This is a genomic window from Caballeronia sp. GAWG2-1 (genome assembly GCF_023631405.1).
Taxonomy (GTDB): domain Bacteria; phylum Pseudomonadota; class Gammaproteobacteria; order Burkholderiales; family Burkholderiaceae; genus Caballeronia.
The window spans coordinates 318,689-333,267 of the sequence record NZ_JALQDD010000007.1 but is presented as its reverse complement, the minus strand read 5'-3'; the positions used below and the strand labels follow the sequence as shown (position 1 = coordinate 333,267).

13 protein-coding genes are annotated in these 14,579 nt (G+C 59.3%); 3 read left to right on the top strand and 10 right to left on the bottom strand.

The window, feature by feature from the left end; all coding sequences use genetic code 11:
• Window positions 1-91: 91 nt before the first annotated feature.
• Entirely contained in the window at window positions 92-700 is a 609-nt protein-coding gene (locus tag NCR98_RS06410; RefSeq protein ID WP_244827844.1) for a class I SAM-dependent methyltransferase, read from the top strand.
• A gap of 136 nt (window positions 701-836) precedes the next feature.
• Here NCR98_RS06410 and NCR98_RS06405 read toward each other — a convergent pair whose 3' ends face one another.
• The 8 genes from NCR98_RS06405 to paaA all read right to left on the bottom strand — a co-directional run bounded on the left by NCR98_RS06405 (window position 837) and on the right by paaA (window position 10,752).
• Window positions 837-2,330 (bottom strand): efflux transporter outer membrane subunit, encoded by a 1,494-nt coding sequence (locus NCR98_RS06405; RefSeq protein WP_250464614.1) that lies wholly within the window; start codon window positions 2,328-2,330, stop codon window positions 837-839.
• A gap of 23 nt (window positions 2,331-2,353) precedes the next feature.
• On the bottom strand, window positions 2,354-3,553 hold the full coding sequence (locus NCR98_RS06400) for an efflux RND transporter periplasmic adaptor subunit (protein WP_250464612.1): 1,200 nt from the start codon (window positions 3,551-3,553) through the stop codon (window positions 2,354-2,356).
• 22 nt (window positions 3,554-3,575) lie between these two features.
• Window positions 3,576-6,770: an efflux RND transporter permease subunit gene (locus NCR98_RS06395; RefSeq protein ID WP_250525785.1), complete on the bottom strand. Its 3,195-nt coding sequence runs from the start codon at window positions 6,768-6,770 to the stop codon at window positions 3,576-3,578.
• Between the two features lie 199 nt (window positions 6,771-6,969).
• Window positions 6,970-8,058: a 1,2-phenylacetyl-CoA epoxidase subunit PaaE gene (gene paaE, locus NCR98_RS06390; RefSeq protein ID WP_250525784.1), complete on the bottom strand. Its 1,089-nt coding sequence runs from the start codon at window positions 8,056-8,058 to the stop codon at window positions 6,970-6,972.
• 29 nt (window positions 8,059-8,087) lie between these two features.
• Window positions 8,088-8,618, bottom strand: a complete 531-nt coding sequence (paaD, locus tag NCR98_RS06385; RefSeq protein ID WP_250525783.1) for a 1,2-phenylacetyl-CoA epoxidase subunit PaaD — start codon at window positions 8,616-8,618, stop codon at window positions 8,088-8,090.
• 5 nt (window positions 8,619-8,623) lie between these two features.
• On the bottom strand, window positions 8,624-9,436 hold the full coding sequence (paaC, locus tag NCR98_RS06380; protein WP_250508969.1) for a 1,2-phenylacetyl-CoA epoxidase subunit PaaC: 813 nt from the start codon (window positions 9,434-9,436) through the stop codon (window positions 8,624-8,626).
• Window positions 9,437-9,445: 9 nt separating this feature from the next.
• Entirely contained in the window at window positions 9,446-9,730 is a 285-nt protein-coding gene (gene paaB, locus NCR98_RS06375; RefSeq protein ID WP_250464602.1) for a 1,2-phenylacetyl-CoA epoxidase subunit PaaB, read from the bottom strand.
• Window positions 9,731-9,741: 11 nt separating this feature from the next.
• Window positions 9,742-10,752, bottom strand: a complete 1,011-nt coding sequence (gene paaA, locus NCR98_RS06370) for a 1,2-phenylacetyl-CoA epoxidase subunit PaaA (RefSeq protein ID WP_250525782.1) — start codon at window positions 10,750-10,752, stop codon at window positions 9,742-9,744.
• A gap of 298 nt (window positions 10,753-11,050) precedes the next feature.
• Here paaA and NCR98_RS06365 point away from each other — a divergent pair, with 298 nt between their 5' ends.
• Window positions 11,051-11,374, top strand: a complete 324-nt coding sequence (locus tag NCR98_RS06365) for a DUF4148 domain-containing protein (protein WP_250525781.1) — start codon at window positions 11,051-11,053, stop codon at window positions 11,372-11,374.
• Between the two features lie 225 nt (window positions 11,375-11,599).
• Here the strand turns inward: NCR98_RS06365 and NCR98_RS06360 are convergent, their stop codons facing one another.
• Window positions 11,600-12,664: a hypothetical protein gene (locus NCR98_RS06360; RefSeq protein WP_250464599.1), complete on the bottom strand. Its 1,065-nt coding sequence runs from the start codon at window positions 12,662-12,664 to the stop codon at window positions 11,600-11,602.
• A gap of 345 nt (window positions 12,665-13,009) precedes the next feature.
• The gene (locus NCR98_RS06355) at window positions 13,010-13,231 is read right to left on the bottom strand and encodes a hypothetical protein (protein ID WP_250525780.1); all 222 of its coding nucleotides are present in this window, start codon (window positions 13,229-13,231) and stop codon (window positions 13,010-13,012) included.
• A gap of 274 nt (window positions 13,232-13,505) precedes the next feature.
• Between NCR98_RS06355 and NCR98_RS06350 the strand changes: the two genes are divergently transcribed.
• On the top strand, window positions 13,506-14,549 hold the full coding sequence (locus tag NCR98_RS06350) for a T6SS phospholipase effector Tle1-like catalytic domain-containing protein (protein WP_250525779.1): 1,044 nt from the start codon (window positions 13,506-13,508) through the stop codon (window positions 14,547-14,549).
• Window positions 14,550-14,579 lie beyond the last annotated feature (30 nt).

Sequence of the window (14,579 nt, the reverse complement as noted above, 5' to 3'; positions counted from 1 at the left end):
GAGCACACCGATGCGCGAAATTTCATACGAAGAACAAACCGTCAAATCCGGCAATCCGCTAGCGCGTTATGCACATCGAACGCGCATGAACATGGCGATCGATTTGGTGACCGGACTATGTGCGAAACGCGGCACGGTGGTCGATTTCGGTGCTGGCCCTGGACTCTTTTTGCACACGCTCGGCGAAGCGCGCCCGGACGTGACGCTCGTCGGTCACGATCCGTACATGGCGCCCACCTTTCCCGAAGTCAAATACGCGGAGTCGCTGAACAACGTAACGCCGCAAAGCGTCGACGTGCTGACCGCCTTCGAAGTCTGCGAGCATCTCTACGACAACGAACTGGCCATGCTGCTCGATGACGCCGCGCGCATTCTCAAGCCGAGCGGCGCGCTCGTGATCTCGGTGCCGATCATGTACGGCCTCGCAATCGCGCCGAAGGTATCAAACTGGATGCTCCGCAGTCGTTCCTTCAAGTCGGAATACACGCCTTCCGAAGTACTCAAGTCGATGGTCGGCATGTCCGTGAGCCGGCCGATCAATCCGCGCATCACGCATAAGGGTTTCGACTTCCGTGAGTTGCGCGATCTCGTAAGCGTGGGCTTCGATATCGATGCCGTGCATATGAGCCCGGTGCCGCATATGCCTTGGTGGTTGAGTTCGCAATACTTCATGATCTGCAGGCCGAAAGCGCAAGGTTGAGGTATTCGACTGCTGGGCGATACGCCGGGAACGCGACGAATGCGGCCCGGCGTTTCACATGGCGAGCGCTTCTGCCAGGCAATTGCATTCGGCATGCAAAAGACTGAATGCAAAAGACTGAATGCAAAATGCGCTCTCACTCTTGCCGCGATACTTCTTCCGCATCTGGTAACGCGGCGGTCGTCCATCCGCCGCCGAGCGCCTTGATCAGCGCGACGCTGGCCGCCATGCGCCGCCGCTCGATACGCACCTCAGTGCGTTGATCCGATAACACGATAGCCTGCGTCACCACTACGTTCAGATACGTGATCGCGCCGTTCTCGTAGCGATTGCCAACCTTCGATAACGCGCGCTTCGCTGCGTCGACCGCGTCGCGTTGCGCTTCGCTCTCACGGCGCAAAACCTCCAGCGCGTTGAGGTTGTCCTCCACTTGCCCGAAAGCCGTGAGCACCGTTTGACGATAATCAGCGACGCTCTCGTCGTAAGTCGCGCGTGCCGCATCGCGTGCCGCGGCACGGCCACCGAAGTCCAGTGCGGTGAAAGCGAGTTGCGGCCCGAGCGACCAGAAGCGGCTTGGCGCCATCAACCAGGAACTGAAATTGGTGGCTTCGAGGCCACCCGTCGCGGCAAGCAGCAGATTCGGAAAGAACGCGGCCGTCGCCACGCCGACGCGTGCGTTGGCCTCAGCGACGCGGCGCTCGGCCGCCGCGATATCGGGCCGTCGCTCCAGCAACGCGGAAGGCACGGAAAGCGGCAGCGCAGCGAGTGCCGCCGATGGGCGCGGCGCATGCCCTTCATCGAGCGGCTCGACATCGAGCGTGAAACTCGACGGCGGCTCGCCAACGAGAATCGCGATTGCATTCACGAGGCTCGCGCGCGCGGTTTCGAGATCGATCAACTGCGCCTGCGTCGAGCGCAACTGCTCCTCCGCCTGCGCAACATCGGACTCAGCCGCGATGCCGCCTGCAAACCGGTCACGCGTCAACGCGAGCGCCTTGTCGTAGGCTTGCAGCGTCTCCTTTAAAAGCCGCTCTTCCTCCACCGTGCCGCGCAACTCGAAGTAGTTACTTGCAAGCTCGGCCTGCATCGACAGGATTGCACTTTGCAAGTCGGCTGCGCTTGCCTGCGCTCCCGCACGTCCGCCTTCGACTGCGCGGGAAATGCGGCCCCACAAGTCGGGCTCCCACGAGATTTGCGCATCGACCAGATAGTCCGGCACTGTCACGCCCGCGCTCGACTTGTACAGTATGTTCGACGACGCCCGCGACTGATTGAATGCAGCATTCGCCGTGACAGTCGGAAAGTACGCCGAACGCGCCTGCGCGACGGCCGCCCGCGCGCCGCGAAACCGCGCGGATGCCGCCGCCACCGTTTGGTTCGCGCTCGCGACGCGTTCCTCCAGAGCGTTCAATTGCGGGTCGCCGTAGATTTCCCACCAGGGAGCGCGTTGCGTGGCATCGGCGGGCTGCGCGGCTTTCCAGTTTTGCGGCAGTGTGTCCGCATGAACGGGCGCATCGGCGGGTTCTGCCGTTTTGTATGCAACCGGCATCGCCACGTCGGGCTTGCTGTAATCCGGCCCGACCGCGCATCCGCTTAACATTAGCGCCAGCACCGCCGCCAAACTTGGCATTCGGCATTTTGCATGCAGCATGCTCATGATGCTTCGCCGCCCTGCTTCGGTTGACTCGCACCAGGCGTGGCGTTCGCGCGTCCGATGCGCACCGCCGCTCCATCGATGATCGAATCCGGGGGATTCACGATCACACGCTCATCGCCCGACAATCCGGCTGCGATCGAAACGCGCGTGCCGTAATCGGTTCCAAGCGTGATCGGCAGCAGCTTCACGCGATTGTTCGCATCGACGCTCGCCGCATGCACGCCATCCGGACGAAACAGCAGCGCATTGCCGGGTAGCGTGTACGACGCGCTAGCGTTGGTGAGATGAAAGCGCACTTGCGCATAGGCGCCTGCCAGCAATTCCCCGCTCGGATTCTTCACGCCGACTTCGACACGCATGGTGCGTGCAACCGGATCGACCGCTCCCGCCGTTCGCACCGTGACGCCCTCGAACTTGCGATTGCGCTCTTCGTTAAGGATCAGTTCCGCTGGCAAGCCGGGGGTCACGAGCCGCGCATAGGCTTGCGGCACATCGACGAACACGCGCAGCGTAGTGGCATCTTGTATATGGAAGAGCTCGCGGCCGATCCCCGCACTGCCCGCATCGATCAACTGGCCGACATCGGTGTTGCGGGCCGTCACGACGCCATCGAACGGTGCATAGATCTTCTGGAACGAAACCATCTGCTCCAGTCGCGACACGTTCGCCTGCGAGGCGTTGAACGCAGCTTCCTTGGCGAGCATGTCGCCGGTCTTTTCATCTGTCTCCTGCCGCGAGACCGAGTTGTTCTTCGCCATCTGCACCCAACGATCGGCGGTGGTCTTCGCCAACAAATAATTGGCGCGCGCCGTCTGCGCATCGGCGCGAGCCTGGCGCAGCTGATCATTGATCTCGGGTGCATCGATCTCCGCAAGCAGCTGTCCTTTGCGCACCTTGGTGCCGATATCCGCGGTCCAGCGTTTCAAATAACCATTGGTGCGCGCAAAAATCGGGGCATCGGAGAAAGCACGGATATCGCCCGCGAGCACGAGGTCCTGGGTCGGCTTCATGCGCGTCGGCTTGATGATTTCGACGGTCTGGACGCTGTGCTCGCCAGCATCGCGTTCCAGTTCCGCGTGCGCGGAATGGCGTGACCAGATACCCTGCGCCACCAGCAACACGACGACCACAAGCGCGATCACGAGCCACATGCGCCCGCGCTTGCGTGTCGATCGTTCGTTTGACTGCTCGTTCATTCGAACTCCGTATATATCGGCATCACGACTGGCCTTGCGGCTCGCCATCCAGGTGCTTTGCGCCGCCGCGCTTCGCTTCGATACGCTTATAGATCATCGAGAACACCACGGGCACGAAGAAGAGCGTGGCGATGGTGCCGACCATCAGGCCGCCGATCACCGCGCGGCCGAGCGGCGCATTCTGTTCGCCGCCCTCGCCGAGACCGATGGCCATGGGCACCATGCCGATCATCATCGCGAGTGCGGTCATCAGCACGGGCCTGAAACGCGAGTAGCCGGCTTCGAGCGCCGAGCGCATGGCATCGCCGTGTTCCTGCAATGCAGAACGCGCAAAGCTCACGACAAGAATGCTGTTGGCCGTCGCGATGCCGATACACATGATCGCGCCGGTCAATGCGGGAATGGACAGCGTCGTATGCGTGAGGAAGAGCATCCAGACAATGCCCGCTAACGCACCCGGCAGCGCGGTGATGATGATGAACGGATCGAGCCACGACTGAAAATTGACCACGATAAGCAGATACACCAGCACGACGGCGAGAATCAATCCAAACGCCAGGCCCGAGAAAGACCCGTTCATCGTTTCGACTTGTCCACGCATGTCGATTGACGAGCCTTTGGGCAATTGGCCGCGCGCTTCGTCGATGATGCGTTGAACGTCATCCGATACCGCGCCCAGATCGCGCCGCTCGGTGCTTGCATAAAGATTGATGGTGGTCTGCGCGTTGTAGTGATACACGACGGCATCGCGCGACCCGCGAGACAATGAAGCAAGCGCGCCGAGAATATTCGTCTTGCCGCTAGCCGATGTCACTGGAATATTCGCGACTGATTGCAACGAGTTCATATCGTATTGCGGCGCGGACGTAATGACGTTGTAGCTCACGCCATTCGCGGGATTGAGCCAGAACGTAGGCGTCGTCTGCTGACTTCCCGACAGCGTGATGAGCAGATTGCTTGCGACATCGCGTTGCGTAAAGCCTGCCTGAAGCGCCTTCGTACGATCTACTTCAACGTTGACGAATGGAAGATCGGAAGGCTGCTGAATGCGTGCATCGACGAGACCCGGCACGCGACGAATCTTCTCGAGCAAGTGATTGGCGAAGGCGCGATTGCCACGCACATCGCGGCCCGTGATGGCGATATCGAGCGGCGCCGGGACACCGAAGTTGAGAATCTGACTCACGATATCCGCAGGTAGAAACGAGAACGCCACGCCGGGGAACTCCTGCGGCAAGCGCTTGCGGAGTTGGCGGATATAGTCGTCGGTCGGCGCGTGATCTTCGTTGAGCGTGATAAGCACGTCGGCATCGGCGGAACTGATGGTGCCGGTGTTGCTATACGAAAGATTGATGCCCGATACCGGCAAGCCCATGTTGTCGATGATCGAATGCACCTCGCGCGACGGGATGAGTTGGCGAATGCGCTTGTCGACACGATCGGTCAATGCCGCTGTTTCCTCGATACGTGTGCCGGTTTTCGTGCGCAAGTGCAGTGCGATCACGCCCGAATCGACGGAAGGAAAGAAGTCACGGCCAAGAAACGGTGCGAGGGCGAGCGAGAGCAGACAGCAGACGAGGAACAACGACGCGAAGCGTGCGGGATGCGCGAGCCGAGCTTCGAGAAAGGCGCGGTAGCGCCCGCGCACCGCTTCGAAGCGCCTCTCGAAACCGAGATGAATACGCACGAAGGGGTTGCGCGAACCCTTCATCGATTCGACATCGCCACCCATGTGTTCGTGGTTGCGCAACAGATACTTCGCAAGCGTCGGAACGAGCGTGCGCGAGAAGAAGTACGACGCAATCATGGCGAAAACGACTGCTTCGGCCAGCGGCACGAAGAGGTAGTGCGCAACGCCGGTAAGCAGGAACATCGGAATGAAAACGATGCAGATGGAAAGCGTGGAAACGAGCGTTGGCACGGCAATTTGTTGCGCGCCATCGAGAATCGCTTGCTCCAGTTCCTTGCCTTCTTCGAGATTCTGGCTGATGTTTTCGATAGCGACGGTCGCATCGTCCACGAGAATACCGACCGCGAGCGCCAGTCCGCCGAGCGTCATGATGTTGATGGTCTGCCCGATCGCCGAGAGTGCGACGATCGACGTGAGCATCGACAAGGGAATGGAGATGGCGATGATAAGCGTCGCGCGCCAGCTACCTAAAAACAGCAGCACCATGAGCGCGGTCAGGCCCGCCGCGATCACGGCCTCGCGCAACACACCCTCTACCGATGCCCGCACGAACAGCGATTGGTCGGCGACCGGCTCTATCTTTAAAGATTCGGGCACCATGCCACGCAGCGTCGGCAACAGGTTCTTCACGCGCGACACGATATCGAGCGTCGATGCATTGCCGCTCTTGTTGATCGTCAGAAGCGCCGCACGCGTGCCATCGAGTCGCACGATATTCGTTTGCGGCTGAAAGCCATCGCGCACGTGCGCCACGTCGCGAATATAGATGGTGCCGCCAGGCCCTGTTCGGATCGGAATGTCGTTGAGACCTTCGATCGTATCCGGGCTCGCATTGAGTCCCACTTGATATTCGGTCGGTCCGATCTTGGTCGTGCCCGTCGGCAAGATCAGGTTTTGCGCGCTGATGGCATTCACGACATCGGTGGGCGCGAGATTCTTTGCCTGCAGCCGGCGCGAGTCGATATCGACCATGATCTGCCGCTGCTTGCCGCCATAGGGCAACGGCACGGATGCACCCTGCACTGTCGCAAGCTGCGTCTTGAGAAAGCTATTGCCGAAGTCGTAGAGCTGCTGCTCGGTGAGTTCCGACGATGACAACGCAAGCCGCAAGATCGGCACGGTCGACGCATTGAAGCGCAAGATGTTCGGCGGCGTGATGCCCTGTGGCAACTGACGAAGCTGCGTCTGCGAAAGCGCGGTAATTTCCGCGATCGCTTCATCCACGTTTGCGTTCGGCTGAAAAAATATGCGGATGACCGCAATGCCTGGCAGCGATTCCGATTCGATATGTTCGATGTCGTTGACCGCCACCGAAAGCCCACGCTCGTAATTGAGCGTGATGCGGCGCTCCATTTGATCAGGAGGCAAGCCCGTGTACGACCAGATCACGCTAACGACCGGAATGTCGATGTTCGGAAAGATATCGGTCGGCGTGCGCATGATCACGAGCGGGCCGATGATAAGCAGCAGCAGCGACAGGACAATGAACGTATACGGGCGCTTAAGCGCGAGTCTGACGATCCACATCGAAGTTTCGCTTGCCCCGTTTGATGTTCGTTATTTCGAATACTTTTCGCTAAGCGCCAACTAAAGCGCTGAAAGCATCCGTACGATGACACAAACAAAGCTTACAAAACAATTTGTGCAAACGCTTGCGAGGGTTTATGCGTAAAGAATTCTTCCGATATTTCCTGAATTGTTTTTCTAAAGCCACGCTAAGACGTGTCTAGCGTTCGTCGAAGCTCACGACTATGCGTTCGCTAACCGGATGACACTGGCACGTCAGCACGAAACCGTCATCGATCTCGTGTTGTTCGAGCGTGAAATTCCGGTCCATCTTTACCTCTCCCTCAAGCACTTTTGCGCGGCACGTGCAGCACACGCCGCCTTTGCACGCATAAGGCAGCGCCAAACCCGCTTTGAGTCCGACGTCGAGCACACTCACGCCTTCATAGGGCAAACGCAGTTTGCGCCTTTTTCCGTCGATGACGAGTTCAAGGTCGGCCGCAGGCGTGTTCTCAGTAATTTCGACGGCCGGAACGCCCGCTTGCGGCAAGGGTGTACCGAAACGCTCCACATGGATCTGTTTCTGTGCGACGCCCGAACTCTTGAGCGCGGCTTCAGCCGCATCCATCATCGGCCCAGGACCGCAAATGAAGGCTTCATCGATTTCTTGTGGAGGCAGCAGCGTTTGCAGGAACGCACGGCACTTTGCTTCGTCCAGCACGCCGTTGAAGAGTTCGACGTCCTGCAAGTCGTCCGAGAGCACGTGATAGAGCGAAAAGCGGCTCATATAACGGTTCTTGAGATCTTCGAGCTCTTCGGCAAACATGATCGCATCCACGCTGCGATTGCCGTACACAAGCGTGAAGCGGCTCGTGGGTTCCATATCGAGCGTGGTCTTGACGATGGCGAGCACTGGCGTGATGCCCGAGCCACCTGAAAACGCCACGTAATGCTTGGCGTGGTCCGCGTTCAAATGCGTAAAGAAACGGCCATCGGGCGTCATGACTTCGATCTCGTGGCCGGGCTTCAGCGTGTCGAATGCGAAGTTCGAAAAACGCCCGCCGCGCACGCGCTTGATGCCGATACGCAATTCTCCATCGCGATCGTAGTCCGTGACACCCACGCAGATGGAATAAGACCGGCGCGTCTCTTCGCCGTCGATATGCGTCTTCAAGGTCACGAACTGCCCTTGCGTGAAGCGGAACGCGTCGCGCAGCAGTGGCGGTACATCGAACGAGACGGTGACCGCGTCGGCCGTTTCAGGACGAACCTCGCGAATGCGCAGCGGATGGAATTGCGGAGTGGCCATGAGCGTCGAATCGATGAAAAAGAAACGGATCAGTACGGTTTGAAGTAATCGAACGGCTCGCGGCAATCGATACATCGGTACAGTGCCTTGCACGCCGTCGAGCCGAATTGCGCGAGCTTTTCCGTATGCGTCGAACCGCAACGAGGACACGCGACCGGCTCTTGCTTCATCGGCTTATATGGCACGAAACGCAGCGGTTGCTCCGGATTCGGTGCAGCAGTTCCACATTGCCCCGTCGGCGGCGCGATGCCATAACGTCGTAGCTTGTCGCGCGCTTCATCGGTGATCCAGTCGGTGGTCCATGCCGGCGCGAGCACCGTCTCAATGCGATGCGCCCCGAGCTTCGCGGTATGGATTGCATACGCGATGTCCTCGGCGATCTGCGACATGGCGGGACATCCCGAGTAAGTCGGCGTAATCACGACCTCGAGCACGCCGTCCGCGCCATGACGCACGTCGCGCAAGATGCCCAGTTCGCGTATGGATACGACGGGGATCTCCGGGTCCGGCACGGCTTCGAGCACGGACCATACGTGTTGCAAGACAGTATCGGCGTGCATGGTGTTCACCAGCTTGCGCCCGGGTGCTGACGTGCGAGGCTTTGCATCTCCGCGAGCAGATAACCCATATGCTCGGAGTGTTCGCCGAGTTTGCCTGTGCTGACATGCTTTACATCGGCGGGCGCGGTGAGTGTGGCTTCGTTTAAAGCGTCGTCCAGTTGTGCGCGCCATGCCGCTTCGAAATCGCTTGCAAGCGGCGCGATGCCTGCTTGTGCAACGGCGCGCTCGATTGCATCGATCGCAAAAAACTCGCGTGTGTAAGGCATCAAATAGTCGAGTGCAGCCTGTGCGCGTCGATGCGATTCCTCCGTGCCGTCGCCGAAGCGCACGAGCCAGTCGCGTGCATGATGCAAGTGGTAACGGACTTCCTTGATCGACTTCGCGGCAATGGCGGCAAGCTGCGCATCGGCCGATGCCTGCAAGGCCGTCCATAGTTCAGCCATCAACGCCGAATAGAGGAAGTTGCGCACGATGGTCACTGCATAATCGCGCTCGGTTCGCACCGTGCCCGCGAACGGTCCATAGTGCGGCAGCTCGGCAATCGTATAGTTGGCGAACTCACGCTCGCCACGAAAGTACGCGTAATCGTCTTCGGTTTTCTGCGTGCCGGTCATCTCGGCTTCGAGCGTTGCCGCATGCGAATAAAGCAAGCGCGCCTGTCCGATGAGATCGAGACTCATGTTAGCGAGCGCGATGTCTTCTTCGAGCGCGGGACCGTGGCTGCACCATTCGGCGTTTCGCTGACCGAGGATCAACGCGTTGTCGGCGAGGCGCAGGACGTAAGCGAGATGTTCGCGCGTCGGAATGAGCGTCGTCATGTCCCGCCTTTACATGTGATTGATTTCGTCGGGCAACACGAAGAACGTAGGATGCCGATATATCTTGTCGATCGCGGGTTCGAACAATTCGCCCTTGTCCGCCGGGTCCGATGCCGTGATAGCCGATGATGGCACCACCCAGATGCTCACGCCTTCCTGACGCCGCGTATAGACATCGCGCGCCATTCTCAACGCAGCGCCCGCGTCGGGCGCATGCAGGCTGCCGCAATGCTTGTGATCTAGACCCTGCTTGCTACGCACGAACACTTCCCAGATCGGCCATTCCTTGCTCATCGTCGTCTCCTTCATGCGGCCTGTTTCTGCTGATCCTGCGCTTTGCGCGCTTGTTTGTCGGCATAAGCGAGCGCCGCTTCGCGCACCCACGCGCCATCGTCACTCGCCTTTACGCGAGTCGCAAGCCGTTCCTTGTTGCACGGACCGTCACCATTGACCACTCGCCAGAATTCGTCCCAGTCGATCTCGCCGTAGTCATGCGCACCGCGCGCTTCGTTCCATTTGAGATCGGGATCGGGCAACGTTACGCCGAGAATCTTCGCTTGCTCGACGGTGGCATCGACGAACTTTTGCCGCAGGTCGTCGTTCGAAATTCGCTTGATGCCCCACGCGAACGACTGGCCGCTATGAATGGAATCCTTGTCGCTCGGTCCAAACATCATCAGCACGGGCCACCACCAGCGATTCACGGCTTGCTGCACGAGGTCTTTCTGCGCTTGCGTGCCTTTCATCATCGCGAGCAGGGCATCGAAGCCCTGCCGTTGGTGGAACGACTCTTCCTTGCAAATGCGAATCATCGCGCGCGCGTAAGGGCCGTAAGTACAGCGGCACAGCGGTATCTGATTCATGATCGCGGCGCCATCCACGAGCCAGCCGATCACGCCCACGTCGGCCCATGTAGGCGTCGGATAGTTGAAGATGCTCGAATATTTGGCCTTGCCCGCATGCAGCGCGTCGGTCAGTTGGTCGCGCGAGACGCCGAGCGTTTCAGCCGCGCTGTAGAGATACAAGCCGTGGCCGCCCTCGTCCTGCACCTTGGCGAGCAGGATCGCCTTGCGCTTCAGGCTAGGCGCACGACTGATCCAGTTGCCCTCGGGCTGCATGCCGATGATCTCCGAGTGCGCGTGCTGAGAAATCTGCCGCACCAACGTCTTGCGATACGCTTCGGGCATCCAGTCTTGCGGTTCGATCTTGCTATCCGCCTGCATCACCGCATCGAAATGTTGCTGTTGCGACGACGCCTCGGCTGAAGCGTCCGAAACCGCGGGCTGACCCGGAAGATCGAGGGATTGCGTGTACATGCGAGACTCCGCTCTATTTTGAGAAGCGATGCAGCGAGTATATCGATTAACCGACCGTCCGGTTGATTAATTTTAAGATGAACGTCTTGAACGCCGATAGGCTAGGTGAAACCCTAATTTTGTATGCCAGTGAGTGGTATTTTTAATTCAAGCGCATCCATGGATTGTTGCCATCCCTAGAAAGATCCTTCAACGGATCGATAGATGATCCGCGACTCAGCCCTCTCTACACTCCGTGCAAACGCTGTCCCGAAAGCTATTCGAAGAGCACGACCTATCCACCACGGAGCCGACATCCATGAAACCGTTCTTCTCTGCGATCGCCATCGCCGCTGCTTTTGCCGTCCCCGTCCTTGCTTACGCGCAAACGGATACGCCGCTTACTCGCGCGCAGGTTCGCGCCGAACTCGCGCAACTGAAGAACGCCGGCTACAACCCGGTCGCAGCCGATCCTACCTATCCGTCCAATATTCAGGCAGCCGAAGCGCGTGTGAGCACGCGATCCGTTGCGCAAGCGTCAGCGCAGTCGAATGACTATGGTTCGGTCACGGCTGGGTCGTCGCAAGCTGGTCGCACGACGAGCACTCAACCTCGCGCGTTCGGCACGTTTTTTGGGCAGTAAGCGCTGGGGTTGTCTGCGCTTGGCGTGTGCTTGTGTTGCTTGTGTTGCTTGGCGCGTCATTGGATGCAGAATGCAAAGCCAAGGCAAATGCACCCGGCCTATCCGTGCTGGCAATCTCATCTCGCGCTTCGCGACATTGCGACACGAGGACATCCATAGCGGCGGCGCCACTCGATCTGCCTTTTACAAGAACAGTAACGAGCAGACGCCGAGCGCGCGGACCACTCAATTGGCAGGGATCGTCACGACCGGCGCTTTCGATGTGTCCGTCACTTCGGCTAGCGCCATCAGGTTCTGCACGACGGTAAATGCGTACTTCGAATCGAAATCCCTTCTGTCGATCCAATAGTTCGTTTTGTCGTAGGGCACGCTGACATACGCATCCTGCGGCGGCTTCTCGCCCACTTGCACGATGATGGTCGGACGCGTCTCTCCGCCGATCAACCCGATGGTCGGCTTGGTTGCTCCCGTTCCCACCTGCTCGTCCGGCACCGTGATCTGCGCGCCGATATCGGTCAGGATCCCAAGCACGGAACGCGTGACCATCGGAATGCGATCATGATCCGCCGCCTGGCCGTAGACGAGTTCATACGTCTTCATCTTCGGGGACAACTTGAGCAGCTTGCGCACGAGCGTGAGATCGCCGACGGTCTGCTTGTTAGTGCCGCTGCGCGTTGCGCCGAGCGTGATGAACACGCCGCCATCCTTTCCATTACGTGATTCAATATTCAATTCGCCGGCCAGTTGCAGACGGCGCAGCGCTTGAATCAGCATGAAAAATTCAGGCGCGCCTGATCCATTCGGGCCGCCGAGCGCCGTGCCGTTCTGTAACCCGCCGATGGATTGCGCCGTGATGCGCAAGAGCAGATCGACCGGAATGCCGCTTTCGGCAAGCGGCATCACGAGCGCGGGTGCGAGCGGGCGGATGTATGCGCTCGCGTAGGCGTCGCCCGTGGTAGGGGTGAAGGTGAAAGTCGGATGGTTCGAATACGACACGCTTCCGGTGGCTGCCGCGTAGTTCGGCACGCTGCCAGAACCCGCATTGAGCGTGGCGCCAGCGGTGGTATCGAACGTGTAGGCGGCAATGATGCTGCTCACCGTGAGGAATGAAGGCGAATCTGCGAAGCGCAAACCGACGATTGCGGCAAGAATTTCGCGCTTCTTGGCATCGCCGAGTGCGCGTGAATAGTCGACCTGATCGGCTTTTAGACGGCTCGGGCCGATGCCCGCGCAGCCTGCCGCCAGAAAAGATGCAGAGAGTACAGCTATCGATAGGGCTTTCCGTGTCATGGCTCTCGGGGAAATTAACGGGGAGGATCGTCGGCATGTCGCCGCGGAACATTCGGGCGGTCATCGCAAATTTCATACCTTTGCCAGCCGATTGCATGTTGAATGCGGTGGACCGGATGCCTGGAACCTGCGCCATCTTCGCGTCGCACGAACGTGGCTTTCCTTCGGAGCGTCGCATGTTACTGTTAGACACGCCCTAACGATTTGCATTTTGCATGCGGTCGACCCAATGCGTAATGCCTCTCCGCTCTCGCCTTGCACGAAAGCGTCTCTCTTCCGGCGCCGTACACGTTGGTGCCTAATGCACCCGGCCGGCACACAAGCCGTCGCGAAAGCCGCGAGCGATCACTTGGAAGCGTCGTTGCCAAAACTTTGCGATGACACCGTCCCCGATGCCGCCGCGCCATGCGTCCCACCGCGGATATGCCGATTCGCGTCCGCATGCTGCGCGACCAACCGATCGAGATGGTCCTGCGCGAAGCGCGGACCATCGTCGCGTGCGAATGCCGGTGCACCGAGTGTTGCAGCGCATGCAAAAACGATCACGGCAAGAAACGTTTTTTTCATGATTCACCCCCGCAATAGTCGACGGCCCGATCACGCCCTATCGCATCGGCCGTGGATCAAGGATGGCACATTCATGTCGATCCGTCCGTGCGCAAGATGCATGGGTCCCCCTCGTATCCGCCAAAATACAGCCGCTCCATGCCCGCGCGCCGTTTTCGCGTATCCGATGCTTGCAGCTTGCCCCGCGATTTCCTATCCCTTACTCAAGGCGCTTTTGTCAGACCGCTGACAACGTATGAGAGCGTATCGAGACTTGGTAAGGAGACCCTTCATCATGAATCTCGCCATCTTTTTCGACGGCACCTGGAACGAACCCAACGATCGCACCAACGCATATCTGCTCTACAAGCTCGCACCCGAGACGGACGAGCAGGAAACGCTCTACGTTCAAGGCGTCGGGACACAAGGTAACGGGTTGTTCGCGCTGGCCAGCAAGTTCCTCGGCGGCGCGTTCGGCGACGGGTTATCGGAAAACATCAAGGCCGGTTATGCGTGGCTTTGCGAACGCTACAAACCGGGCGCATCGATCTTCATTCTCGGCTTCAGTCGCGGCGCCTATTCGGCGCGCAGTCTTGCCGGGCTGATCCGCAAATGCGGGCTCGCCACCGACACGGGACAAGATTCGATCGATCAGGCATACGGCATCTATCGTGATCAGAATGCGAGCGCCACGGATGACGCAGTCGTCGCGTATCGCAAGCAGTTCTCGCGCGATGTGGATATCGCATTCGTTGGCGTCTGGGATACGGTCGGCGAGCTGGGCATTCCAGTCGGCACATTGCCGGTGCCAGGATTTTCGAGCTACTACAAGTTCCACGATACGACGCTGTCCAACACGACGAAGGCCGCGTATCACGCGATCGCGGCCAACGAATATCGCTCGCTCTATGCGCCGACGTTGTGGACGCAAGGTTCCGAGGATCGTGGCAACTTGCCGCTCGAGCAGCGCTGGTTCATGGGCGCGCATGCCAATGTCGGCGGCGGCTACCTGAGTCCACCACGCACCCCCGAAGATCTGCTACCGCTGATTCCCGCCGAATGGCTGCGTGAAAAGGCGGCATCGCATGGCCTCGTGTTCGACAAGCCAATCGATATTCCGTTAGCCGCTTACGCGTGCGAGCCAATCGATTCATACGCCGAGTTCATTAGCAAAAGCGCCGTGCTAAGGGATGTTTGCGAAAAGGCACCACGTGTTGCAGGTACGGCGCTCAACGAGACGATCGATCCAAGCCTTTCAAAGCGGCTCGATACGCCCGGCTTTCTGGACATCTATCCGCAACTCTGCGCACAGCTTCGCAGGCTGCCAGTTGGTCAATGAGTAAGCAGTCGATCGATCAGTAATCCGATC